Below are 22,505 nucleotides of genomic sequence, written 5' to 3' on the forward strand. Positions count from 1 at the left end.
TCAGCGGGTGCGCTGGGGCGGGTGACGCTGGGCCTGCGACGGGGGCACCGCCTGCTGGGCCTGCTGCTTCTGGCGCGCCTTGACGGCCAGGCGGCTCAGGTAGATGAGCGCGCCGCCCAGGACGCCGACGTCGTCCAGGTAGATCGGGTCGGGCAGCAGGTCGATCGGGAAGATCGTGTAGATGATCGCGCCCCAGAAGACCCAGCGGCCGCCGACGCCCATGGCCTGCAGGTATTTGCCGGTCTTCCAGACGCGGACGGCCAGGACGATCGCCACCACCAGCAGGGCGACCAGCACCAGGGCGCCGATCACGAAGAGCGCATAGAGCCAGTCGTCCGACATGGTTCGAGTTTACGGGCGATACTGCCCCCATGCGCGTCGAGCCACCCGTGATCGTGAGCAGTGACCCGAGCTCGTTCCCGCATTCGGTGCTGCGGGACCGGCACCCGGCGATCGTGGCGAAGGTGCTGGCGGCATATCCGTACGCACCGGAGGTACAGAAGCGGCTGGAAATGCTCTTGCAAGAGCAGGCCGTCGTGCCGCTGGACGATGCCGCGCACGACGCCGCGGCGTGGGCGGTCTGGGGTGCGGGGATGTGGGGGAGATCGTGGTACGACGTGCCGTTTCTCTTCGCCGAGAACTTCTTCTACCGCCGGCTGCTGGACGCGGTGGGCTACTACGCGCCGGGTGCCTGGCGGGGGATCGACCCGTTCGGGCCGCAGAAGGCCGCCGACCTGCCGGGGGAGCGGGAGCTGGCCGAGCTCGACGCGCTGCAGGAGCTGCCCGGGGACGAGCAGGCCGCGGGCGTGGTGCGGGCGGCGCTGTGGGGCAACCGGGCCGACCTCGGGTTCGGGCTGGTGGCGTCGCACGCGGAGCGCGTCGACGAGCTGCTGGTGGACGACAGCGCGCGGCTGTGGAGCCTCACCCGCGGCGGCACGGTGATCGTGGTCGCCGACAACGCGGGGCGGGAGCTGCTGCCCGACCTGGTGCTCATCGACTTCCTGCTGCGCACCGGGCGGGCGTCGCGGGTCGAGCTGCACGTCAAGCCGGCGCCGTACTTCGTCTCCGACGCCCTGACCGCCGACGTGCTGGCCGAGCTCGGGCGCTTTCCCGCCGGCAGTGCGATCGGCGGGCGGCTGGACGGTGCGCTGCGCGGCGGGCGGCTGGAGCTGCACACCGAGGACTTCTACTGCGCGCCGCTGACGTTCCACGACGCACCGGACGGGCTCGCGGCCCGGTTCGCGGCGGCGGAGCTGACCATCCTCAAGGGGGATCTCAACTACCGCCGCCTGGTCGGGGACCGGCGCTGGCCGGTGGACACGCCGTTCGAGGAGGTCAGCGCGTACTTTCCGGGCCCGGTCGCCGCGCTGCGGACGGTGAAGTCGGACGTGGTCGCCGGGCTGGGCGCGGACGCGGAGCGCGGACTGCCCGAGTCATGGCGCACCAGCGGCGCTTTTGCCCTTGTCCAAGTGCGCGGCTGAGGCCGCGGCGGGGGAGGCGAAGGTCGGGCCGGCCCAGGACTTGCAGGAGTTCGTCATGCTCAGCACTCTGCCGTGACGGACTTGGCGAGCACTTGCGGCCGACTTGCGAAGGCCAGCAAGCGTGTCCGGGGTCACCCTCGGGAGTGGCTTTTGCCCCGGTGTACCGGGGTATCGCGCCACCTCCCGATGGAGAGGAACGCGCGCATGCAACCTGAAGGCGACGAGCTGGCGCCCCAACCGGATGAGGACGCCCCGCCCGCGCCGGAGAGCGTTTCCGCGGCCCCCACGGACGGGTCCGCACCGGTCAGCGGGGCGGCGCCCGTCAGCGGGGCGGCGTCGGTCAGCGGGACGGCGTCGGCCAGCGGCCCGGCGCCGGCGCACGGTTCGGCGACGGTCAACGGTTCGCCGTACCGGCCGGTCGGCGGCTCGGCGGCGGGAACCCTGGCGGCGCTGTGGAACGACGGCGACCGGCAGCGCATCAAGGCCAAGTGGCAGGAGCTCCAGCTGCGCTTCATCGACGACCCGCACCTGGTGGCCGGCGAGGCGGAGCGGCTCGTGCAGGAGGCGGTGACCTCGCTGAGCGCGTCGCTGGACGCGCGCCGGGGCCAGCTGCACCAGCAGCGGGCCGCCCGCGGGCTGGACACGGAGAACCTGCGCGCCTCGCTGCGTGACTACCGCGAGTTCCTCGATCGCATCCTCGGACTGTGAGGGGTGGTACCCAATGAACTCCACGACGATCACGATCGGCCTGGTGGTGCTGGCCCTGGCGGTCGGCGGCTGGATCCTGCTGCGCGGCGGCAAGGAGGACGAGGAGGAGCTGGAGGAGGCCTCGGGTGCCACGGCCGCACCGGTGGCCCAGCCTCGCCCCCCGTCCCCCGCGGCCGGCGCCGCGCCCGTGGCACCCGGGGGGACGCCGATGGCCCAGGCCGCCGTCCCGATGGCCCAGCAGCAGCCGATGGCCCAGCCGATGGGCCAGTCGATGGGTCAGCCGATGGCCCCGGCGATGGGCCAGAGCGCCGCGCCGATGGCCCCGGCCGCCGCGCCGATGTCGTCGGTGCCGTTCGGCGGGACCGGCTTCGCGGTGACCGCGCCGCTGACGAGTGAGGCGCACGCGTACGAGGTGCGCACCCGGTGGCAGGAGCTCCAGCTGCGCTTCGTCGACGACCCGCAGACCGCGGCCGGGGAGGCCGAGCGGCTCGTGGACGACGCCCTCGCCGGGGTGACCGCCTCGCTCAACGCGCGCAAGGACCAGCTCAGCAACTGGCGGGCGTCCGGCCGGGACGACACCGAGCAGCTCCGGGCGGCCGTCCACGGCTACCGGGACTTCCTCAACCACCTAGTCGGCGCATGAACTCCGTTTGAGCGAGGGTGATGGGCGGGAATACCTCCATTGAAGGAGGACCGCCATGACAGCCACCCAAGTATTGGTCACGATCATTGTCCTGGTCGTGATCGCCGCGCTCGGCTACGGCATCTGGTTCGTCACCCGGCGGCGGGCCCTGCAGAACCGGTTCGGCCCCGAGTACGACCGGGCCGTAGCCGAGGGGGACAGCCGCCTCGCCGCCGAGCGCGAGCTGCGTGAGCGCGAACGGCGCCACGCCGAGCTCGAGATCAAGGAGCTCTCCCCGGAGTCCCGGGCCCGGTACGCCGGCAAGTGGGAGGAGATCCAGGCCCGGTTCCTGGACGACCCGTCCGGCGCCGTCCGCGACGCCGACGCCCTGGTGACCGAGCTGGTCGCCGAGCGCGGGTACCCCACCGGCGACTACGAGCAGCACCTCGCCCACCTGTCGGTCGAGCACGCCCGCACCATCGGGCACTACCGCGACGCCCACGAGATCTCCCAGCTCTCGCAGCGCGGCGAGGCCACGACGGAGCAGCTGCGCCAGGCCGTCGTGCACTACCGCACGCTCTTCTCCGAGCTGCTCGGCACCGACGTCACCCCCGGCAACGGGCGCCACGATGCCGTCCGTAGCGACGCCGTCCGTGCCGATGCCGCCCGTACCGATGCCGCCCGTACCGATGCCGCCCGTACTGATGCCGCCGACACCGTCGCCGACCGGCCGGTCGACCGCGAGGACCACGCCGAGGCCGCCGCCCGCGCGGCCGAGCACGACGCCGAGCACGTCACCGGGTTCGACGACCCCGAGGCGCGCCACGACGCCGAGCTGCACCGTGCCGACGATGACGACGCCGTTGACGGCGTGCCCGCCCAGCGCACCGGCGGCCGCCTGCCGCATCCGCACGACACCCGCAGCCGGTCGTAGGGCCGGGGAAGGATCTTTCGGCGATGACGCAGCAGCAGGAGCAGCACCAGACGTACATGCCGGGCCAGCGCGACGGTGAGCACGACGACGATCACGTGGCGGTCGGCACCGCGCACGCGCCCCACCCGGACGAGGACCCGGCGCCGTACTCGGACGAGGAGGGCTACCCGGCCGCGACGTACGCGTCGGGCTCGGCCGACCCGGACCTGGCCGACCGCGACGACGTCGAGGTCGTCGACCGCGACGAGGCCCTGGCCGAGGAGGAGCGCGACGACGAGACTCAGGTGATCGACCAGGACGAGGCCGACGCGGTCTACGAGGACGCGGTCCGCGAGAACGAGGCCCACGACGACGAGAATGAGCGCGACGAGGACGAGGTCGCGACCGCCGAGGCCCGGGAGGACCGGGAGTGGGCCGCGGAGCACGCGGCGACCGACGAACAGGTCGTGGAGCCCGCGGAGGGCGAGCCGGTCGCCTCGACGCCGGGGTCCGTGGACGTGACGGCCATCGGGGCGGTGTGGGCCGACGGCGCCGTCGACGGCCTGCGCGACCGCTGGCGCGAGCTGCAGCTCCGCTTCATCGACGACCCCCGCTCGGTCGCCGACGAGGCCGACGCGCTGGTCGGCGAGGCCGTCGAGACCATCACGAACGCCCTGCAGGCCCAGCGCCGCGACCTCGCGAACTGGCAGAACGAGCCCGGCGACGACACCGAGCGTCTGCGCGCGGCCGTGCGGGGCTACCGCGACTACCTGGACCGGCTGCTCGGCATGTGACCCGCTCACGCAAAAGGCCCGCCCCCCCGAGGCGGGCCTTTTGCCGTGCCGTACCCGGTGGTAACGTCCCTTGGTACCAGACAGTACCAAGGGGGCCGGATGCATACGCGGATCGCGATCATCGGCGCGGGCTTCGGCGGCCTGGGCGCCGCCATCCGGCTCAAGCAGCGTGGCTGGACGGACTTCGTCGTGTTCGAGCGCGCCGACGACCTCGGCGGCACCTGGCGCGAGAACAGCTACCCGGGCTGCGCCTGCGACGTGCCGAGCCAGGTGTACTCCTTCTCCTTCGCCCTGAACCCGCGCTGGACGAGCACGTACTCCCCGCAGGACGAGATCTGGTCCTACCTGCGCGCGTGCGCCGACCGCTTCGGCGTGCGCCCCGCGATCCGCTTCGGCACCGAGGTGCGCGCCGCCGCCTGGGACCACGGCCGCTGGCGCCTCGAGACGTCGGCCGGCACGTGGACCGCCGACGTGCTCATCGCCGCCGGCGGTCCGCTCAACGAGCCGGTGATCCCGAAGCTGCCCGGCCTCGAGACGTTCCGCGGCGAGGCGTTCCACTCCGCCCGCTGGAACCACGGCGCCGAGCTGGCCGGGCGCCGGGTCGCGGTGATCGGCACCGGGGCGTCCGCGATCCAGATCGTCCCCGCGATCCAGCCCGTGGCCGGGGCGCTCACCCTGTTCCAGCGCACCCCGGCGTGGGTGATGCCCCGCGGCGAGCGGCCCCTGCGGCCGTGGGAGCAGCGGATGTACGGCCGAATCCCCGGCGCCCAGCGGCTCGTGCGCACGCTCGCGTACTGGCAGATCGAGGCGACGGTGCTGGCCTTCCTGCGCCCGGCGCTCATGCGGCTGGCCGAGCGGGCGGCGCTGGCGAACCTGCGCAAGGCCGTGCGCGACCCGGGGCTGCGGGCCCGGCTCACCCCGGACTACCGGATGGGCTGCAAGCGCGTGCTCAAGTCCGACGACTACTACCCGGCCCTGGTGCGCGACAACGTCGAGGTCGTCACCGACGCGATCGCCGAGGTCCGCCCGCACGCCGTCGTCACCCGCGACGGCACCGAGCACCCGGCCGACGTCATCGTCTTCGGCACCGGCTTCCGGGTGAGCGACCTGCCGATCGCCGAGCGCATCCGCGGCCGCGACGGGCGCAGCCTGGCCGAGCACTGGCAGGGCAGCCCGCAGGCGTTCCGCGGCACCACCGTGGCCGGCTTCCCGAACCTCTTCCTGCTGCTGGGACCCAACACCGGGCTCGGCCACAACTCGGTCGTGCTGATGATCGAGGCCCAGATCGCGTACGTCCTCGCCGCCCTCAGAACCCTGGACCGCAGGGGCATCCGGGCGCTGGAGCCCCGCCCCGAGGCCCAGGCGCGCTTCGTGGCCCGGGTCGACCGCCGCATGGCCGGCACCGTGTGGGCGACCGGCTGCCACAGCTGGTATCTCGACTCCACCGGCCGCAACTCGACCCTCTGGCCCGGTTCGACGTGGGGGTACCGCCTGAAGATGCGCCGCTTCGACCGCCGCGCCTACCGCGAGGTGACGGCATGACGGTCCACTTCGTCCGCCGGGGCCACGGCGAGCCCCTGGTGCTCATCCACGGCATCGGGCACCACTGGCGGGCGTGGGAGCCCGTGCTCGACCGCCTCGCCGAGCGCCACGACGTGATCGCGCTGGACCTGCCGGGCTTCGGCCGCTCGCCCGCCCCCGCCGTGAACCGGGGCATGCCGACCGCCGTCGCCGCGCTGGGCGAGCTGTTCGCCGGGCTCGGCCTCGACCGCCCGCACGTGGCCGGCAACAGCCTCGGCGGCGCGATCGCGCTGGAGCTGGCCGCGGCCGGCCTGGCACGCTCGGCGACCGCGCTCTCCCCGGCCGGCTTCGCCACCCCGGCCCAGGTGCGCCGGGCCCTGCGGACGCTGCGGAGCATGCGGCTCGGCGCGTTCACCCCGGCGCCGGTGCTGCGCGCGTTCTACCGCACCGCCTTCGGCCGCCGGTTCTCCTTCGCCCCGCTCGTCAGCGACACGTCGTACTTCACGCCCGAGCGGGCCCTGGCCGACACCCTGGCCCTGCGCGGCGGCAAGGGATTCGCGGCGGTGGCCCGGCACGGGGCCGCCTACGCGTTCACCGGCGACCCGGGAACGGTCCCGGTCACCGTCGCCTGGGGCGATCGGGACCGGATACTGCGGCCCGTCCAGGCCCGGCGGGCCCGGGAGGTCCTGCCGGGCGCGTGCTTCGTGGAGCTGCCCGGCTGCGGGCACGTGCCGATGAGCGACGACCCGGACGCCGTGGTCCGGGTCGTGCTCGGCACGGTCGCTAGAACCGGATCAGCGTCCGTGCTCCCTGACCGGCCCGCATCCGGCTGAACGCCGCGCCGACGCCGGACAGGTCCACCTCGTCGGAGACGAGCGCGGCCAGGTTCAACCGGCCCGCCCGGTAGTGCTCCAGCAGGATCGGCACGTCGACGGCGGGGTCGGTGCTGCCGTACATGCAGCCGACGATGGTCCGGGCGAAGAACGCGACCTCGAGGGCGTTGAACGTCACCGGGTCCTGCGCCGAGCCGAGCCCGACCACTGTCGCGGTGCCGCCGCGGCGGGTGGCGGACCAGGCGGCCCGGATCGTCTCCCCGCGCCCCACGCACTCGATCGCGTGGTCGGCGCCGAGCCCGCCGGTGAGCGCCCGGATCTCCTTGGCCAGCCCGGCGTGCGGGGCCAGGAAGTGCGTGGCGCCGAGCGACCGGGCCAGCTCCTCCTTGGCCGCGGCCGGGTCCACCGCGATGATCGCGGACGCGCCGGCCAGCCGGGCGCCCTGGATCGCGGCCAGCCCGACGCCGCCGAGCCCGATGACCGCGACCGTCTGGCCCGCCTGGACCCGGGCCGCGTTCGTGACGGCGCCGACGCCGGTGAGCACGGCGCAGCCGAGCAGGGCGGCCTCGGCGAGCGGGATGTCGGCCGGGACCGGGATGCACGCGTGCGCGCCGACGACCGTCTCGGCCGCGAACGCGCCGGTGCCCAGGCCCGCGTAGACCGGCTCGCCGGCGGCGGTGGCGAAGGGCACCCCGCGGGCGTCGTCGGCGTGCAGGCACAGGTACGGCTCGCCGTGCTCGCAGTACCAGCAGGCGCGGCACGGCGGCGACCAGTTCAGCACCACGTGGTCGCCGGCGGCGAGGTCCGTGACGCCCTCGCCGACCTCGACGACGACCCCGGCGCCCTCGTGGCCGAGCACCGCGGGCAGCGGCTGGCGCAGGGTGCCGTTGGCGAGCGACAGGTCGGAGTGGCAGACCCCGGCGGCGGCGAGGCGCACCCGCACCTGCCCGGGCCCGGTCGGGTTGAGCTCGATCTCCTCCAGGGCCAGCGGCCCGTCGAGCGAGCGCATCACCGCGGCCCGGGTCACAGCTGCACCGACTTCACGGCCGTGAACTCGTCGTAGCCGTGCGCCCCGAGCTCGCGGCCGTAGCCCGAGTGCCCGATGCCGCCGAACGGCGCGAGCGGGTTGAAGGCGCCGCCGTTGATGTCGACCTGGCCGGTGCGCATGCGCCGGGCGAAGGCCACCGCCCGGTCGCGGTCGGCGGACCAGACCGCGCCGGCCAGCCCGTACTTGGTGGCGTTGGCGATGCGCACGGCGTCGTCCTCGTCGCGGTACCGGATAATGGACAGCACCGGCCCGAAGATCTCCTCCTGGGCGATGGCGCTGCCGGGGTCGACGCCCGCGAAGACTACCGGGGCGACGTAGTAGCCGACGGACGGCACCTCGCCGCCGCCGAACGCCATCGTCGCCCCGTCCCGCCGCCCGCGCTCGATGTAGCCGAGCACCCGGTCGCGCTGCGCCGCGGAGGCGAGCGGGCCCAGGCGGGTGGCCGGATCGGCGGGGTCGCCGACGGTGTACTTCGCCGCGGCCGCCACCGCCAGCTCCACGGCCTCGTCGTGGCGGGACTCGGGCACGAGCATCCGCGTCCAGGCCGTGCACGTCTGGCCGGAGTTGAGGTAGCAGTTGCCGATGCCGACCTTCACCGCAGCGGCGAGGTCGGCGTCGGGCAGGATCACGTTGGCCGACTTGCCGCCGAGCTCGAGCGCGACCCGGGTGACGTTGGCGGCGGCGAGCGCGGCGACCTTGCGCCCGGCGGCGGTGGAGCCGGTGAACGAGATCAGGTCGATGCCCGGGTGCCCGGCCAGGGCCGCGCCCGCCGGGTCGCCGTAGCCGTGGACCACGTTGTAGACCCCGTCGGGGATCCCGGCGGCCCGCACGAGCTCGGCGAGGCGGTTGGCCGACAGCGGGGCGACCTCGCTGGGCTTGTGCACCACCGTGTTGCCGGCCGCGAGCGCGGGCGCCACCTTCGCGATCGTCTGGTGCAGCGGGTAGTTCCAGGGCGTGATCGCCCCGACGACGCCGACCGGTTCGCGGTACACCTCGGAGTTGCCGATGCGCTCGGGCTCCTCCGGGCGGCGCAGCAGCCCGACCATCGAGCCGAGGGTGGCCAGCGGCAGCCCGACCTGCACCTTGCGGGCGATCGGCAGCGGCGCGCCCATCTCGGAGCTGATCAGCTCGGCGAGCTCGGGCGCGGCGGCGGTCATCGCGTCGAGCAGCGCCTGGAGGCGCTCGGCCCGCTCGGCGCGGGGGAGGGCGGCCCAGGCGGGCTGGGCGGCGCGGGCGGCCGCGACGGCGCCCGAGACGGTGTCGGCCGAGCCGGGCGGGACGGAGCCGACGACCTGTTCGGTGGCGGGATTGACGACGTCGATCACGGTGCTGGGCCCCTTTACGCGAACGCGCTCACGCCGGTGAGAGCACGGCCGATGATGAGCTTCTGGATCTGGCTGGTGCCTTCGTACACGGTAGTGACCCGCGCGTCGCGCAGGTACTTGCCCACGGGGTACTCGTCGATGTACCCGTATCCGCCGAAGACCTGCAGCGCGGCGTTGGCCGCGCGGACCGCGGCCTCGCTGGCGAAGAGCTTCGCGGTCGAGGACTCGGTGGCGAACGGCTGCCCGCGGTCGATGAGGTCGGCGACCCGCCAGGTGAGCAGCCGCGCCGCGTCGGCCTCCACGGCGATGTCGGCGAGCAGCTGCTGCACGAGCTGGAACGACGCGATCTTCCTGCCGAACTGCTCCCGCTGGGTCGCGTAGGCGCTCGCCGCGTCCAGGCAGCCCTGGATGATGCCGACGCAGCCGGCGGCGAGCGACATCCGCCCCTTGGCCAGCGCCGCCATGGCGATCTTGAAGCCCTCGCCCTCCGCTCCGAGCATGTTGGCGGCGGGCACGAAGACGTCGTCGAAGCTGAGCATCGCGGTGGCCTGGCCGCGCAGCCCGAGCTTGCCGTGGATCTCGGTGACCTGCAGGCCCTCGGCGGGCATCGGCACCAGGAACGCCGAGACCCCCTTCGGCCCGGGCCCGCCGGTGCGCGCGAAGACGAGCGCCACGCTCGCCCAGGTCCCGTTGGTGATGAACATCTTGGCCCCGTCGATCCGCCAGCCGCCGTCGGCCTTGGTGGCGCGGGTGGCGAGGTTGCCGGCGTCGGAGCCGGTGTCGGGCTCGGTCAGCGCGAAGCAGGCCAGGTCCTCCCCGGAGCACAGCCGGGGCAGCCACTGCTGCTTCTGGCTCGCCGTGCCTTGCTGCAGGATCGTCTTGGCGACCAGCCCGAGCGAGACCGAGACGATCCCGCGCACCGACGAGTCGCCGCGGCCGAGCTCCTCGAGGACCAGGCAGTAGGTCAGGTGGTCGCCCCCGCTACCGCCGTGCTCCTCGGGGATCGTGACGCCGAACAGCCCCAGGCCGGCGAGCTTCTTGACGATCTGGAGGTCCACCTGCTCGGCCCGGTCCCAGGCCGCCGCATGGGGCAGGATCTCGCGGTTGGTGAACTCGGCGGTCATGCGCCGGACGGCCTGCTGCTCGTCGCTGAGGGTCAGATCCATAGCCTGATTCCTTAACTAACGCTGTTAGTTTCTAGGATCGTACTCATGGTCCGTCCCCGAACGCCACTGCTGAACCGCGACCGCATCGTCGAGGTCGCCACCGCGATCGTGGACGCGGAGGGCCTGGACGCCCTCTCGACGCGCCGCCTGGCCCGCGAGCTCGGCGTGCAGGCGCCGTCGCTGTACAACCACTTCGCCACGAAGGAGGAGATCGTCGACGCGATCGGCGACGCCATCGTGGCGGGCGTCGACCTGTCGATGCTGGGCCGCGACCCCTGGCCGGCCGCGTTGCGCGCGTGGGCCCGCGCCTACCGGGCCGCCTTCCGGGCCCACCCGAACGTGGTCCCGTTCCTGGCCCGCGGCCCGGCCCGCCGCCCGGCCTCGCTGCGCCTGGCGGACGCGGTGTACGGCGCCCTCGTCGACGCGGGCTGGCCCCCGGCGCAGGCGACGCGGATCGGGGCGGCGATGCGGTACTTCGTGGCCGGCTCGGCGCTGGGCTCGTTCGCGCTGGGCTTCGTCGACGACCCTTCGCTGTACGCGTCCGACTACCCACACCTGCGCGACGCACACCGGCTGGCGGGCCGGCACGCCCAGGTGGACGACTCGGCCTTCGAACTCGGCCTGGACGCACTGGTCGACGGCCTGGAGCGGCGGTTCGCCGAGCTGGAGCGCTGAGCAACCGGAGGGTCCATGTCCCGATCGGCTACCGCAGCGGATCGGCACGGAGCTGCCGCGCCGCGAGGCGAGGACCGCCGCGTCGGACGCAGGCTACCGCTGCCCACTGATCGGACGTCTGCCCGTCGACCGGCCGGTGAAGGCAGCCCGAGACACGCATATACAACCATGCGGGTGAACCGGGGTCGGGTTGCGGGACGCACGCTCATGGGGTGGCCACAGTCGATGCCGTCGTGATCGGCTCCGGGATCAACGGACTGGTTGCCGCCGCTGAGCTGGCCCTGGCAGGATGGTCCGTTGCGCTGGTTGAACGCAACCGCGATCTCGGTGGGTTCATCGCTACCGAGGAGCGCACGTTGCCCGGATACCTGCACGACACGTACTCGTCGTGGCATCCGCTGTTCCTGGCCGGGCCGGCGTTCGCACGCCTGCGCCAACCGTTGGCCGAGCACGGGTTGCGGTACCACAACACGGAAGCCTGGCTGTGCGCGAGCGTGGCCGACGACGGGCGGGTGACGGTGGCGCACCGGGACCCCGCGGTCACCGCCGACGGGTTCGCGGTCTCGGCCGACCGCACCGCCTACCTGGCGTCCCTGCGACGGCTGGGCGACAACATCGGCCCGATCGCCGGACTCATGGGCAGCGAACCGCGCTCACCGACGCTGCTGCGCCACGTCGCCGGGCTGCTGCGGATCGGCGGCCGCACCGGCGTGGAGTCCTGGCTGCGCTCGACTGTCACCAGCGGCCGTGGATACGTACGGGCGACGTTCCGCGGGACCGAGGTGGACCACCTGTTCACCCCATGGCTGCTGCACGCGGGATTGTCGCCCGACCATGCCGGAGGCGGATTCATGATGCCGCTGCTGGCCGCGACCCTGCACGAGTACGGCGCGCCGGTCGTCGCCGGCGGCGCCGGCCGATTTGTCGAGGCGTTCCGGTCGCTGTTCGACAGCCTCAGAGTCCACGTCGAGACGGGTACACCGGTCGAACGGATCCTGGTGGAGCGGGGCCGGGCCGTGGGCGTGCTGGCCGGCAACCGGGTGATCCACGCCCGGCGCGCGGTGCTGGCCTCGGTGACACCGGCCGCGCTGTACGGCAGCCTCCTGCCTCAGGGCACGTCGGATGCACGGATGCGTGAAGAGGCGCACCGATTCCGGTACGGCCGCGCCGCGATGCAGATCCACGTCGCGCTGTCAGCTCCGCTCGCCTGGCGTGACGAGCGACTCGGCGCGATGCCGATCGTGCACGTCTCCGATGGCGCGGCCAGCACGGGCATCGCCTGCGCCGAGGCCGAGGCGGGGCTGCTGCCCGCCCGGCCAACCGTGGTGGTCGGGCAGCAGTTCCTCCTCGACCCGGTGCGGGTCCCGCCCGGACGCGCGGCGTTGTGGCTGCAACTCCAGGAGGTTCCGTACGTACCGCGCGGTGACGCCGCCGGCAACCTTGACGTGGCCCGGGGCTGGGAACCAGACCTGGCCCGGGGATACGCCGACCGAATCCTCGACCGGATCGCCGTACACGCACCGGATCTGCCGGGCCGGGTCCTCGCCGTCGACGTGGTCACGCCAACCCAACTGGCCGAGCACAACCCGAACGCGGTCGACGGCGACCCGTACGGCGGCTGCGCCGAGTTGGACCAGAGCTTCCTGTGGCGGCCGCTGCCCTCGTCCGGACGGCATGCGACGGCGGTACGCGGGCTGTGGCACATCGGTGCCGCCACCCATCCCGGGGCAGGGCTCGGCGGCGGCTCCGGGCACATCGTCGCAGAGAGACTGACCCGACGGCAGGCTCGGCGGCACTGACCCGCAGCCGCCGACCAAGGAGCCGGCCCCGTCGAGATTCACCCCCGGCTTCCCCGGTTGCGAGGTGGCGAAGCGCCCCGCCTGGAGCGACGAAACGAGCGCGAAATCGGCGGGCCGCCAGGGACTCGAACCTACGGATTCACGGGCAAGGCCAATTGCCTCGCCGGATTTTGGCCGGTCAGTGGCTGGGCCCGAGCCTTGGAAAGCGAGCGTTCGCTCTACTATCGGGGACATGCCCCGCGTCTCCGAAGCACACCTCGCCGCACGCCGCGAGCAGATCCTCGACGCCGCCACGCGCTGCTTCCTGCGCAACGGCTTCCACCAGACCTCGATGCAGGACGTGATCAAGGAGGCCGGGCTCTCGGTCGGCGCGTTCTACCGGTACTTCAACAGTAAGGCCGAGCTCATCCACGCCATCGCCGAGGAGAAGGTCGGCAGCATCCTCGGCACCCTGGAGCAGCTGCTCGCCCAGGACCCGCCCCCGGCCCTGCCCGAGGCCTTCGCCGAGCTCATCGGGCAGGTCGACCGCAACCTCGGCGGCGGCGGGCCGGTGCGCATCGCGGTGCAGGTGTGGGGCGAGGCCGCCTACGACCCCGCGTTCGCCGAGCTCGTCGGCGGCATCTACGGCCGCATCCGGGCGAGCGCGACGGCGCTGGTCACGCGGCAGCGCGACGCCGGGCTGCTCGACCCCGGTGCCGACCCGGGCGCGGTGGCCGCGGTCGTCATGGGGCTGGTGCAGGGGTACGTGATCCAGCACGTCCTGGCCGGAAGCGTGGACAATGCCACATACCTGGACGGGATCCGGTCATTGATCGGCGGTTATGGTGCTCGGGACGCCCACGAGGCGGACTGATCACCATGGAAGGCGTGACATGACCAACCTCTCCCGGCGCGGCGTCCTCGCGGCCGCCGCGGCCGCGGCGGCCGCCCCGTTCGTCGCCGGCTCGGCGGCCGAGGCGCACCCGAGCGGCCCGAAGACCTGGGACCTGACCCTGCTGGGCACCTCCGACACGCATGGCAACGTCTACAACTGGGACTACTACCGCGACGCGGAGTACGACGACAGCGCCCACAACGACGTCGGGCTGGCCAAGGCCGCGACGGTCGTGAACACCATCCGGGCCGAGCGCCGCGGCAAGGCGACCCTCGTGCTCGACGCCGGCGACACCATCCAGGGCACGCCGCTGGCCACGTACTACGCCAAGCAGGAGCCGATCACCACCACCCACGAGCGGCACCCGATGGCGCGGGCGATGAACGTCATCCGCTACGACGCCGTGACGCTGGGCAACCACGAGTTCAACTACGGGCTGCCGCTGCTGGACCTGTGGATCCGCCAGCTCGGGTTCCCGGCCCTGGCCGCGAACGCGGTGAACGCCAAGACGGGGCGGCCGGCCTTCACGCCGTACGTCATCAAGAAGGTCGACCTCGGCCAGGGCGCTCCGAACCTGCGCGTCGGCATCCTCGGCCTGACCAACCCCGGCGTGGCCATCTGGGACCGGGCCAACGTCGAGGGGAAGCTGCGCTTCGACGACATGATCGCGACCGCGGCGAAGTACGTGCCGGAGATGCGCCGCCGCGGCGCCGACATCGTGCTCATCAGCGCGCACGGCGGCGACAGCGGCACCAGCAGCTACGGCCCCGAGCTGCCCAACGAGAACCCGTCGGCGCTCATCGCCGCGCAGGTGCCGGGCATCGACGCGATCCTGTTCGGCCACGCGCACAACGAGGTGCCGCAGCGCTTCGTGACCAACACGGCGACCGGCGCGCAGGTGCTGCTGTCCGAGCCGTCGAAGTGGGGCCAGCGGGTCACCCGGATGGACTTCACGCTCAGCCGCGACCGCGGCCGCTGGCAGATCACCACCAAGGCGGCCTCGACCATCAACACCAACGCGTACGCGGCCGACCCGGTCGTCCTCGCCGCGGTGAAGGCCCAGCACAACACGACCGTCGCCTACGTCAACCAGGTCGTCGCGACCTCGACGCAGGAGCTCTCGGCGGCCGAGTCGCGCTACAAGGACACGGCGATCCTCGACTACATCAACAAGGTCCAGACCGACACCGTGGCCGCGGCCATGGCCGGTGGGCAGTACGCGTCGCTGCCGGTGCTGTCGATCGCCGCGCCCTTCTCCCGCACCGCGCTGTTCCCGGCCGGGCAGGTGAAGATCAAGGACGTCGCGGGGCTCTACATCTACGACAACACGCTCGAGGCCGTCGTGCTCACCGGCGCCGAGGTGCGGGCCTACCTCGAGTACTCGGCGAAGTACTTCGTGACGCTCGCCCCGGGCGCCCCGGTGGACCCGGCCACGATCAGCGACCCGTCGGTGCCGGACTACAACTACGACACGCTCTCGGGCGTGGAGTACGACATCGACATCTCCAAGCCGGTCGGCCAGCGCATCACGCGGCTCGTGCACCCCGGCACCGGCGCCCCGGTCGGCGACGCCGAGCAGTTCGTCGTCGCGGTGAACAACTACCGGCGCTCCGGGGGCGGGAACTTCCCCGGGATCGTCAAGACGCAGGTGTACAACGCGCAGCAGGAGATCCGCCAGCTGCTCATCGACTGGGCCCAGGCCAAGGGCTCCATCGACCCCGCGGACTTCTTCGTCGCCAACTGGAAGCTCGTGCGCGAGGGAACCCCCGTGTTCTAGCCGGGCGGCGTGATCCGGTGCGCCTTAGGGTGGTCTCCATGCAGGAGAGGATTCTGGGGCGCACCGGTGTCCCCGTGGGTGTCGTCGGACTCGGCGCGTGGCAGCTCGGCGCCGACTGGGGCCAGGTCGACGAGGACGACGCGCTCGCGACCCTGACCGCCGCGCACGAGGCGGGCGTGACGTTCATCGACACCGCGGACGTGTACGGCGACGGGCGCAGCGAGCGCCTCGTCGGGCAGTTCGTGCGCTCGCTGCCGCAGGACCGGACGGTCACCGTGGCGACCAAGATGGGGCGGCGGGTGCCCCAGGAGGCGCCCAACTACAACCTCGACAACTTCCGCGCCTGGAACGACCGCTCGCGGCAGAACCTCGGCGTCGACACCCTCGACCTGGTGCAGCTGCACTGCCCGCCGACCGAGGTCTACCACACCGGCGCCGTGTTCGACGGGCTGGACGAGATGGTCGCCGAAGGGCGCATGAAGGCGTACGGCGTGAGCGTCGAGACGACCGCCGAGGCCCTCGCCGCGATCGCCCGGCCCAACGTGGCCAGCGTCCAGATCATCTTCAACCTGCTGCGGCTCAAGCCGCTCGACGAGGTCCTGCCGGCGGCCGAGAAGGCCGGGGTCGGCATCATCGCCCGGGTGCCGCTGGCCAGCGGGCTGCTCTCCGGCCGGTACGACGAGCAGACCACCTTCGGAGCCGACGACCACCGGACGTACAACCGCCACGGCGAGGCCTTCGACCAGGGCGAGACCTTCTCCGGCGTCGACTTCGGCACCGGTCTGCGGGCCGTGCGCCGCCTGGCCGAGCTCAAGCCCGAGGGCGCCACCATGACCCAGTTCGCGCTGCGCTGGATCATCGACCACCCCGCCGTCTCCGTGGTCATCCCCGGCGCCCGCAACGGCGAGCAGGCCCGCGGCAACGCCGGGGCCGCCGCGCTCCCGCCGCTGCCGGCCGAAACCCACGACGCGGTCGCCCGCGTCTACGACGACCTCGTGCGTGAGTCGGTGCACGGCCGGTGGTAGCCGTCGGGGACACCATCGGGGTCGAGGAGGAGTTCCACGTCGTCAACGGCGAGACCGGCGACCTCGAGCCGGCCGCCCGCCGGGTCCTGCGCGGCGCCGACGCCGAGCCGGAGCTGCACCGGTCGATGGTCGAGACCGGCAGCGCCGTGCACACCGGCCTGAGCGCGCTGCGGGCCGACCTGGCCGAGAAGCGGCGCTCGCTCGTGGAGGCGTCCGGCCGGCACGGGCTGGCCATCGTCGCCGCCGGCACGGTGCCGAGCTCCGGGAGCACGCCCAGCCGGGTGTACCCGAACGAGCGCTACGAGCGCATGGCCCAGGAGTACATGCAGCTCGTCGACGAGCAGCAGGTGGCCGCGTGCCAGGTGCAGGTCGGGGTGCCGGACCGCGACCAGGCCGTGCGGATCACCCGGCGCATCCGGGAGTGGCTGCCGACCCTGCTGGCGCTCAGCGTCTCCTCGCCGTACTTCGCCGGCCAGGACACCGGCTACGCCAGCTACCGCACGATCGTCACCTCGCGCTGGCCCACCGTCGGGCCGCCGCCGGACCTGGACTCGGCGGCGCAGTACGAGCGGGTCGTCGCCACCCTCGTGGAGAGCGGCGTGATCAGCGACGCCGGGATGGTGTACTTCGACGCCCGCCCGTCGGCCCGCTACCCGACCGTCGAGGTGCGCGTCGCCGACTCCTGCCCCGACCTCGACGACGTGGTGCTGCTGGCCGCGCTCGCCCGGGCCCTGGTCACCGTCGCCGCCGAGGAGGACGACGCCGGCCGGCCGCTGCCGGAGGCGCCGCAGGTGCTGCTGCGCGCGGCCACCTGGCGCGCGGCCCGTTCCGGCCTCGGCGGGCACCTCGTCGACCCGACGACCCGCTCCGCGGTCCCGGCCGGGGTCCGCATCGACGCGCTCCTGCAGCACGTGCGCCCGGCGCTGGAGGCCCGCGACGAGTGGGACACCGCGCTGGAGCTCCTGGCCGCCCTCCGTTCCCGCGGGACCTCCGCCCACCGGCAGCGCCAGGCCGGGTCGCACCGGGAGGTGGTGCTCGCCCTCGCCGCCGAGACCGCGAAGGGGTGACTACCCTCGGGGCATGACGCACAGGGGTCTGCTGGTCGACTGGGGCGGCGTGCTCACCACCGACGTGTTCGCGTCGTTCGACGCGTTCTGCGCGCGGGAGGGGCTGGCGCCGGGGACCGTTCGGGAGCTGTTCCGCACCGACCCCCGGGCGCGGGAGCTGCTCGCCGGGCTCGAGGACGGCACGCTGCCCGAGGCCGGGTTCGAGGCCGGGTTCGCCGCGCTGCTCGGGCCCGGCATCGCCGCCGAGGGGCTCATCCCGCGGCTCATGGGCGAGGCCGGGGACGACGTGGCGATGCTCGGCTTCGTGCGGGCCGCCCACGACGCCGGCATCCGCACCGGGCTCATCTCGAACTCGTGGGGGCTCGACCGGTACGACCGCGTCCTGCTCGCCGAGCTCTTCGACGGCGTCGTGATCTCCGCCGAGGTCGGGCTGCGCAAGCCCGCCCCGGAGATCTACGCGCTCGGGGCCGAGGCGGTCGGGCTGGACCCGGCCGAGTGCGTCTACGTCGACGACCTGCCCGGCAACCTCAAGCCCGCCCGCGCGCTGGGCATGACCACGCTGCACCACCGGGGCGCGGCGGCGACCATCGAGGCCCTGCGCCCGCTGCTGGGCCTGCCGGCATGAGACGCCGGACGCTGCTGGGCCTGGCCGCGGCCGGCCCGGTGGCGCTCGCCCTGCCCGGGCTGGCCGGCTGCGACGACGACGGGGCCGAGGCCACCGGCGACCTGCGCATCGCCACGGGCAGCCCGGGCGCCGTCTACTACCGCTACGGCACGGCGATCGCCGAGCTGTGCAAGCGGTACCTGCCCAACGTGCACGCGAGCGTGCTGACCACGGCGGCGTCGCAGTACAACGTGCAGAGCGTGCTCGACGGCACCGCCGACGTGGCGTTCACCCAGGCCGACATCGCCGCCGGCAACGAGCAGAGCCACCCGAAGCAGCTGTGCGCCCTGGCCCGCCTCTACGACGACCACATCCACGTCGTCGTCGCGGCCGGCAGCCGGATCCGGCGCCTGCAGGACCTCGCGGGCCGCAAGGTCTCGATCGGCGCCGAGGGCTCCGGCACCGCGATCACCGCCGCCCGCGTGCTGGAGGTCTCGCACGTCACCGTCGACGCCCAGCCGCTCGGCCTCGACGACTCGGTGAAGGCGCTGCAGGCGGGCACCATCGACGCGTTCTTCTTCTCCGGCGGCCTGCCGGTCGCGGCCATCGCCGACCTGGCCCGCGCGTTCCCGATCGCGCTGCTGCCGCTGGAGGAGTCGGTGCAGCTGCTGCGCGGGGAGTACGGCGACTACTACGCCGAGCGGGTGGTGCCGGCCTCGACGTACACGGGCATCACGGCCACCGTGGCCATCGGCATCGCCAACTACCTCGTGGTGCGCCTGTCGATGAGCGAGCCGCTGGCGTACGGCGTGACCCGCCTGCTCTTCGAGGGCCGCGACGAACTCGCGAAGGCCCACCAGGCGGCCGCGCGGCTGAACATCCGCTCCGCCATCTCGACCCCGCCGCTGCTGCTGCACCCGGGCGCGATCCGCTACTACCGCGACCAGAAGGCGTAGCGCCGGTCACAGCGCGGCGGGGAACCAGACCCGGGCGTGCAGGCCCGACGGTTCGTTGGGCAGCAGGTCGAAGCGGCCGCCGGAGGCGTCGACGAGCACGGCGACGATCGGCAGGCCCAGGCCGCTGCCGTCGACGTTCTGGGCGTCCGGGGCGCGCCAGAAGCGCTCGGTCGCCATCTCGCGCTGCTCCTCGGTCAGGCCCGGGCCGTTGTCGATCACATGGAGGGCCACGCCGTGATCGTCGGCGCCGGGGCGTACCGTCACCGTCGTCCCGGGCCCCGAGAACTTCACCGCGTTGTCGATGAGCGCGTCCAGGGCCTGGTCGATCGCGGTGCGCACGGCGCGGGCCCGCAGCGGCCGGGCCGGGCGCACGTACCGCAGCGTGATGTCCTTCTTCGCGGCCACCGGCTGCCAGGCCAGCACCCGGGCCCAGGCGGTCTCGCCCGCGTCGAAGACGGCGAGGTCGTACTTGCCCCGCTCGGCCCGCGCCAGGGCGAGCAGGCTGTCGAGGACCTCGCCGAAGCGCTCGGCCTCCTCCAGCGCGAGCCGGTGGCCCTCGATCGCCTGCGGGTCGGTGAGGTCGGCGCCGAGGTCCTCCACGCGCAGGCGCAGCGCCGTCAGCGGGTTGCGCAGCTGATGGCTCGCGTGCGAGACGAACGCGCGCTGCCGCTCCAGGGAGTCGGCGACGGTCGCCGCCATCTCGTTGAAGGCGCTGCCGAGGCGGCGCAGCTCCGGCGGGCCGTCGGCGGCCGGGACGCGCACCGCGTAGTCGCCGGCCCCGAGCTCGTGCGCGGCCGAGTCGAGCTCGGCGACCGGCCGCAGCGTCCAGCGCGCCAGCGACCAGGCCGCGACGATGCCGGCGAAGAGGACCACGAGCCCGCCGCCGGCCAGGATGCCCCACGCGCTGCCGACGCCGTTGGCGTTGCTGCGGGTCGGCGAGACGGTCACGACGGCGCCGATCACCTCGCCGCCCCGGCCGACCGGCACCGCGACGACGAGCGGCTGGGTGCGCCAGGGCCAGACCGTGCCGTCCTCGCTCGCCTCCCGGCCCTCCAGCGCGCGGCGGGCCTGGCGCAGCACGTTGCCGTCGGCGAGGCGCAGGTCGGGGCGGGAGCCGACGACCTGGTGCGCGTCCTGGTCCACGACCACGGCCGCCACCCCGTAGACGTCGTCGTAGCGGGTCAGCTCGGCGGCCAGCTCCGCGGTGTCGGTGTCGCGCAGTGCGGGCTCGGCGAGCGTGGCGAACCGCGTCGCGTCGGCGAGCCGGTCCGCGACCAGCCGCTGGGTGTCCCGTCCCGCAAGAGAGATCGCCAGCGGTACCTCCAGCGCCGCCAGCACCAGCAGGAGCAGCACGAGGTACACCGCGACCAGTCGGACCCTCATGGCGCGAGGCGGTAACCGACGCCGCGCACGGTCTGCACGAGCCCGGGCACGTCGAGCTTCGCGCGCAGCGAGCCCACGTGGACGTCGAGGGTGTGCCGCCCGACGAAGCTCGTCTGCCACACGGCGAGGATCAGCCGGTCGTAGGACACCACGACCCCCGGCGTGCGGGCCAGCACCGCGAGGATCTCGAACTCCTTGCGGGTCAGCGACACGTCCCGCCCGTCGGCGACCACCCGGCGCGCGGCCACGTCCACGGTGACCGGCCCGGCCGCGAGCACCTCGCTCGGCGGCGGCGCGGCCCGTGCGGCCCGGCGCAGCACCGCCTCGATGCGCGCGTTGAGCTCGGCCATCGAATACGGCTTCACCACGTAGTCGTCGGCGCCCGTCTGCAGCCCGACGACCCGGTCGCGCTCCTCGGCCCGGGCGGTCACGGCGATGATGGCGACGCTCTCGTCCTTGCGGCGCAGCGTTCGGCACACGTCGATGCCGTCGCCGTCGGGCAGGTTGAGATCGAGCAGCACCAGGTCGAAGGGCTCGCCCGCGAACGTGTCGAGGGCGGACGTGGCGGTCGGGCAGTGCACCACCTCGTGCCCGCGCCGGCGCAGGGCCGTGGCCAGGGCGGCCGCCACCCGTGCGTCGTCTTCCACCAGCATCACCCGCATCGTGCGCCCATGGTACGGGAGGCTCACCTTCAAGAGTTCGTCAAGGAACCGGGGCGGACCCTCCCGCAGCCGGGCGCCCGTTTGCCACGGTTGTGCGGTGGACATCGTGCCGAGCGGCGAGCGTTACCGGGCCTCGACCGTCGCCGCGTTCGAGGCGGCCGTGCTGGTGCGATGTACTGGGGTGTGTGGAGGTGGAGGCCGTGCCCGGGCGCTGGGGGGCTCCCGGGCACGATCTCTCGACGGCGTGCTGGCGGAATTCAACCGCGGGGCGGCGGCCGAGCGGCTCGCCGAGCTGCTGACCGCCGCGGGGCGCACGGCGAGCGTGCACCGGTACACGGCCGGGAATCGCCACCGGTACGAGATCTTCCGCGTCTTCGGCGACCCCGGAGCCGGGCAGTTCCTGGACCGCGCGTGGGCGCAGGGGTACACCGATCTGTGCGCCGTGCCCACCGAACCCCGCTCGACCCGCCAGGTCCGCCACTCCCGCCGCCTGGCCGAGGCCGCCTGGCGCGGCGTGCTCATGGTCTCCGGCCCGGCCCGCAGCGGCTCGCCGGGCCTGCGCGTGGCCGACCTGGACACCGCGACGGTGCTGATCCGCGCGGGCCGGATGATGGCGCTGCCGGTGCGCATGTCGACCCGCCCGGGCGGCCAGCTGCTGCTGGTCATGCCCGCCGTAGCCGCCGCCTGACGCCGATCCGCCACTCCGGGGCGAGGCTTGAAGAGGGCGAGCGCTACTCGTAGTGGTATCGGCACTGCGCGATCTGCACCACGTCGTCGACGATGCGGTACGCGAGGCGGTGTTCGTGGTCGATGCGGCGGGACCAGAAGCCGGCCCGGCTGCCCCGCAGCTGCTCGGGCTTGCCGACGCCCTCGTGGCCGTTGCGCCGGATGTCCTCGATCAGCTGGTTGACCCGGCGAAGCATCTGGCGGTTCTGCTGCCAGCTCAGGTAGTCCTCCCAGCCGCGGGAGGCGAACTGGACCTTCACGCGGCCTCCGCGGCGCCGTCCGGGTCGATCAGGTCGTGGACTTCGCCGCCGCCGGTGCGGAGTTCCTCGATGGCCTCGTTCAGCCGGCGGGCGTTCGCGGGACTGGCCATCAGGTAGGCCGTCTCCTTCAACGACTCGTATTCACGCAGCGAGATGATGACCGCGGCCTCGCGACCGGAACGGGTCACCACGACCTCCTCGGCGTCGTCGACGACCTGGTCGAGGACCTTGGCCAGGTTCTGCCGGACCTCCGAGTAGCTGACGGTGCGCATGAGTCCCCCAAGTG

At 73.5% G+C, this 22,505-nt stretch carries 24 protein-coding genes; 16 read left to right on the forward strand and 8 right to left on the reverse strand.

The annotated features are described in order from the left end of the window. The gene (locus AC6JBM_RS54365) at window positions 1–342 is read right to left on the reverse strand and encodes a YkvA family protein (protein ID WP_350612768.1); all 342 of its coding nucleotides are present in this window, start codon (window positions 340–342) and stop codon (window positions 1–3) included. Between the two features lie 29 nt (window positions 343–371). Here AC6JBM_RS54365 and AC6JBM_RS54370 point away from each other — a divergent pair, with 29 nt between their 5' ends. The 7 genes from AC6JBM_RS54370 to AC6JBM_RS54400 all read left to right on the forward strand — a co-directional run bounded on the left by AC6JBM_RS54370 (window position 372) and on the right by AC6JBM_RS54400 (window position 6,872). Next, window positions 372–1,481, forward strand: coding sequence for a damage-control phosphatase ARMT1 family protein (locus AC6JBM_RS54370; protein ID WP_497981290.1), 1,110 nt, complete (start codon window positions 372–374; stop codon window positions 1,479–1,481). A gap of 204 nt (window positions 1,482–1,685) precedes the next feature. After that, the gene (locus tag AC6JBM_RS54375; RefSeq protein WP_350612766.1) at window positions 1,686–2,189 is read left to right on the forward strand and encodes a hypothetical protein; all 504 of its coding nucleotides are present in this window, start codon (window positions 1,686–1,688) and stop codon (window positions 2,187–2,189) included. A gap of 13 nt (window positions 2,190–2,202) precedes the next feature. Further along, window positions 2,203–2,832 (forward strand): hypothetical protein, encoded by a 630-nt coding sequence (locus tag AC6JBM_RS54380; protein ID WP_497981291.1) that lies wholly within the window; start codon window positions 2,203–2,205, stop codon window positions 2,830–2,832. 55 nt (window positions 2,833–2,887) lie between these two features. Next, the gene (locus tag AC6JBM_RS54385) at window positions 2,888–3,745 is read left to right on the forward strand and encodes a hypothetical protein (RefSeq protein WP_497981292.1); all 858 of its coding nucleotides are present in this window, start codon (window positions 2,888–2,890) and stop codon (window positions 3,743–3,745) included. A gap of 23 nt (window positions 3,746–3,768) precedes the next feature. Next, on the forward strand, window positions 3,769–4,518 hold the full coding sequence (locus tag AC6JBM_RS54390) for a hypothetical protein (protein ID WP_497981293.1): 750 nt from the start codon (window positions 3,769–3,771) through the stop codon (window positions 4,516–4,518). Window positions 4,519–4,617: 99 nt separating this feature from the next. Beyond that, window positions 4,618–6,060, forward strand: a complete 1,443-nt coding sequence (locus AC6JBM_RS54395; protein WP_497981294.1) for a flavin-containing monooxygenase — start codon at window positions 4,618–4,620, stop codon at window positions 6,058–6,060. Then, the gene (locus AC6JBM_RS54400; RefSeq protein ID WP_497981295.1) at window positions 6,057–6,872 is read left to right on the forward strand and encodes an alpha/beta fold hydrolase; all 816 of its coding nucleotides are present in this window, start codon (window positions 6,057–6,059) and stop codon (window positions 6,870–6,872) included. The genes AC6JBM_RS54395 and AC6JBM_RS54400 overlap by 4 nt, the downstream gene beginning before the upstream one ends. Here AC6JBM_RS54400 and AC6JBM_RS54405 read toward each other — a convergent pair. The 3 genes from AC6JBM_RS54405 to AC6JBM_RS54415 are packed head-to-tail and all read right to left on the reverse strand — an operon-like array spanning window position 6,823 to window position 10,411. Next, window positions 6,823–7,899, reverse strand: coding sequence for a Zn-dependent alcohol dehydrogenase (locus AC6JBM_RS54405; protein WP_350612758.1), 1,077 nt, complete (start codon window positions 7,897–7,899; stop codon window positions 6,823–6,825). The genes AC6JBM_RS54400 and AC6JBM_RS54405 overlap by 50 nt on opposite strands. Then, entirely contained in the window at window positions 7,896–9,245 is a 1,350-nt protein-coding gene (locus AC6JBM_RS54410; RefSeq protein WP_350612757.1) for an aldehyde dehydrogenase family protein, read from the reverse strand. Before AC6JBM_RS54410 ends, AC6JBM_RS54405 begins: the two co-directional genes overlap by 4 nt. A 14-nt stretch (window positions 9,246–9,259) precedes the next feature. Next, window positions 9,260–10,411, reverse strand: a complete 1,152-nt coding sequence (locus AC6JBM_RS54415) for an acyl-CoA dehydrogenase family protein (protein WP_497981296.1) — start codon at window positions 10,409–10,411, stop codon at window positions 9,260–9,262. A 45-nt stretch (window positions 10,412–10,456) separates the two neighbouring features. Here AC6JBM_RS54415 and AC6JBM_RS54420 point away from each other — a divergent pair, with 45 nt between their 5' ends. The 8 genes from AC6JBM_RS54420 to AC6JBM_RS54455 all read left to right on the forward strand — a co-directional run bounded on the left by AC6JBM_RS54420 (window position 10,457) and on the right by AC6JBM_RS54455 (window position 19,188). Next, on the forward strand, window positions 10,457–11,086 hold the full coding sequence (locus tag AC6JBM_RS54420) for a TetR/AcrR family transcriptional regulator (protein WP_497981297.1): 630 nt from the start codon (window positions 10,457–10,459) through the stop codon (window positions 11,084–11,086). A 212-nt stretch (window positions 11,087–11,298) separates the two neighbouring features. Continuing rightward, complete coding sequence (locus tag AC6JBM_RS54425; protein WP_497981298.1) at window positions 11,299–12,885, forward strand: phytoene desaturase family protein; 1,587 nt, start codon at window positions 11,299–11,301, stop codon at window positions 12,883–12,885. Between the two features lie 232 nt (window positions 12,886–13,117). Then, window positions 13,118–13,738: a TetR/AcrR family transcriptional regulator gene (locus AC6JBM_RS54430; protein WP_497981299.1), complete on the forward strand. Its 621-nt coding sequence runs from the start codon at window positions 13,118–13,120 to the stop codon at window positions 13,736–13,738. Window positions 13,739–13,757: 19 nt separating this feature from the next. Further along, window positions 13,758–15,536, forward strand: a complete 1,779-nt coding sequence (locus tag AC6JBM_RS54435; protein WP_497981300.1) for a bifunctional metallophosphatase/5'-nucleotidase — start codon at window positions 13,758–13,760, stop codon at window positions 15,534–15,536. A gap of 38 nt (window positions 15,537–15,574) precedes the next feature. After that, complete coding sequence (locus tag AC6JBM_RS54440; protein WP_497981301.1) at window positions 15,575–16,561, forward strand: aldo/keto reductase; 987 nt, start codon at window positions 15,575–15,577, stop codon at window positions 16,559–16,561. Next, on the forward strand, window positions 16,555–17,628 hold the full coding sequence (locus tag AC6JBM_RS54445) for a carboxylate-amine ligase (protein ID WP_497981302.1): 1,074 nt from the start codon (window positions 16,555–16,557) through the stop codon (window positions 17,626–17,628). Before AC6JBM_RS54440 ends, AC6JBM_RS54445 begins: the two co-directional genes overlap by 7 nt. 13 nt (window positions 17,629–17,641) lie before the next feature. Then, window positions 17,642–18,253, forward strand: a complete 612-nt coding sequence (locus tag AC6JBM_RS54450; protein WP_497981303.1) for an HAD family hydrolase — start codon at window positions 17,642–17,644, stop codon at window positions 18,251–18,253. Next, entirely contained in the window at window positions 18,250–19,188 is a 939-nt protein-coding gene (locus AC6JBM_RS54455) for a TAXI family TRAP transporter solute-binding subunit (RefSeq protein ID WP_497981304.1), read from the forward strand. Before AC6JBM_RS54450 ends, AC6JBM_RS54455 begins: the two co-directional genes overlap by 4 nt. 6 nt (window positions 19,189–19,194) lie before the next feature. Here the strand turns inward: AC6JBM_RS54455 and AC6JBM_RS54460 are convergent, their stop codons facing one another. Continuing rightward, on the reverse strand, window positions 19,195–20,571 hold the full coding sequence (locus AC6JBM_RS54460) for a HAMP domain-containing sensor histidine kinase (RefSeq protein WP_497981305.1): 1,377 nt from the start codon (window positions 20,569–20,571) through the stop codon (window positions 19,195–19,197). Next, window positions 20,568–21,233, reverse strand: coding sequence for a response regulator transcription factor (locus tag AC6JBM_RS54465; RefSeq protein WP_497981306.1), 666 nt, complete (start codon window positions 21,231–21,233; stop codon window positions 20,568–20,570). The genes AC6JBM_RS54460 and AC6JBM_RS54465 overlap by 4 nt, the downstream gene beginning before the upstream one ends. Before the next feature lie 97 nt (window positions 21,234–21,330). Here AC6JBM_RS54465 and AC6JBM_RS54470 point away from each other — a divergent pair, with 97 nt between their 5' ends. Further along, window positions 21,331–21,921, forward strand: coding sequence for a hypothetical protein (locus tag AC6JBM_RS54470; RefSeq protein WP_350612743.1), 591 nt, complete (start codon window positions 21,331–21,333; stop codon window positions 21,919–21,921). Window positions 21,922–21,964: 43 nt separating this feature from the next. On the opposite strand, the gene AC6JBM_RS54475 is transcribed toward AC6JBM_RS54470, so the two are convergent. Continuing rightward, on the reverse strand, window positions 21,965–22,219 hold the full coding sequence (locus AC6JBM_RS54475) for a Txe/YoeB family addiction module toxin (RefSeq protein WP_497981307.1): 255 nt from the start codon (window positions 22,217–22,219) through the stop codon (window positions 21,965–21,967). Continuing rightward, the gene (locus AC6JBM_RS54480; RefSeq protein WP_497981308.1) at window positions 22,216–22,491 is read right to left on the reverse strand and encodes a type II toxin-antitoxin system Phd/YefM family antitoxin; all 276 of its coding nucleotides are present in this window, start codon (window positions 22,489–22,491) and stop codon (window positions 22,216–22,218) included. The genes AC6JBM_RS54475 and AC6JBM_RS54480 overlap by 4 nt, the downstream gene beginning before the upstream one ends. Window positions 22,492–22,505 lie beyond the last annotated feature (14 nt).

The organism is Dactylosporangium thailandense, assembly GCF_059739745.1.

Excerpts from the sequence above, each read along its gene's own strand:
- AC6JBM_RS54365 (WP_350612768.1), bottom strand. The coding sequence starts at position 342 with ATGTCGGACGACTGGCTCTATGCGCTCTTCGTGATCGGCGCCCTGGTG.
- AC6JBM_RS54370 (WP_497981290.1), top strand. The coding sequence starts at position 372 with ATGCGCGTCGAGCCACCCGTGATCGTGAGCAGTGACCCGAGCTCGTTC.
- AC6JBM_RS54375 (WP_350612766.1), top strand. The coding sequence starts at position 1,686 with ATGCAACCTGAAGGCGACGAGCTGGCGCCCCAACCGGATGAGGACGCC.
- AC6JBM_RS54380 (WP_497981291.1), top strand. The coding sequence starts at position 2,203 with ATGAACTCCACGACGATCACGATCGGCCTGGTGGTGCTGGCCCTGGCG.
- AC6JBM_RS54385 (WP_497981292.1), top strand. The coding sequence starts at position 2,888 with ATGACAGCCACCCAAGTATTGGTCACGATCATTGTCCTGGTCGTGATC.
- AC6JBM_RS54390 (WP_497981293.1), top strand. The coding sequence starts at position 3,769 with ATGACGCAGCAGCAGGAGCAGCACCAGACGTACATGCCGGGCCAGCGC.
- AC6JBM_RS54395 (WP_497981294.1), top strand. The coding sequence starts at position 4,618 with ATGCATACGCGGATCGCGATCATCGGCGCGGGCTTCGGCGGCCTGGGC.
- AC6JBM_RS54400 (WP_497981295.1), top strand. The coding sequence starts at position 6,057 with ATGACGGTCCACTTCGTCCGCCGGGGCCACGGCGAGCCCCTGGTGCTC.
- AC6JBM_RS54415 (WP_497981296.1), bottom strand. The coding sequence starts at position 10,411 with ATGGATCTGACCCTCAGCGACGAGCAGCAGGCCGTCCGGCGCATGACC.
- AC6JBM_RS54420 (WP_497981297.1), top strand. The coding sequence starts at position 10,457 with ATGGTCCGTCCCCGAACGCCACTGCTGAACCGCGACCGCATCGTCGAG.
- AC6JBM_RS54430 (WP_497981299.1), top strand. The coding sequence starts at position 13,118 with ATGCCCCGCGTCTCCGAAGCACACCTCGCCGCACGCCGCGAGCAGATC.
- AC6JBM_RS54435 (WP_497981300.1), top strand. The coding sequence starts at position 13,758 with ATGACCAACCTCTCCCGGCGCGGCGTCCTCGCGGCCGCCGCGGCCGCG.
- AC6JBM_RS54440 (WP_497981301.1), top strand. The coding sequence starts at position 15,575 with ATGCAGGAGAGGATTCTGGGGCGCACCGGTGTCCCCGTGGGTGTCGTC.
- AC6JBM_RS54450 (WP_497981303.1), top strand. The coding sequence starts at position 17,642 with ATGACGCACAGGGGTCTGCTGGTCGACTGGGGCGGCGTGCTCACCACC.
- AC6JBM_RS54455 (WP_497981304.1), top strand. The coding sequence starts at position 18,250 with ATGAGACGCCGGACGCTGCTGGGCCTGGCCGCGGCCGGCCCGGTGGCG.
- AC6JBM_RS54460 (WP_497981305.1), bottom strand. The coding sequence starts at position 20,571 with ATGAGGGTCCGACTGGTCGCGGTGTACCTCGTGCTGCTCCTGCTGGTG.
- AC6JBM_RS54465 (WP_497981306.1), bottom strand. The coding sequence starts at position 21,233 with ATGCGGGTGATGCTGGTGGAAGACGACGCACGGGTGGCGGCCGCCCTG.
- AC6JBM_RS54480 (WP_497981308.1), bottom strand. The coding sequence starts at position 22,491 with ATGCGCACCGTCAGCTACTCGGAGGTCCGGCAGAACCTGGCCAAGGTC.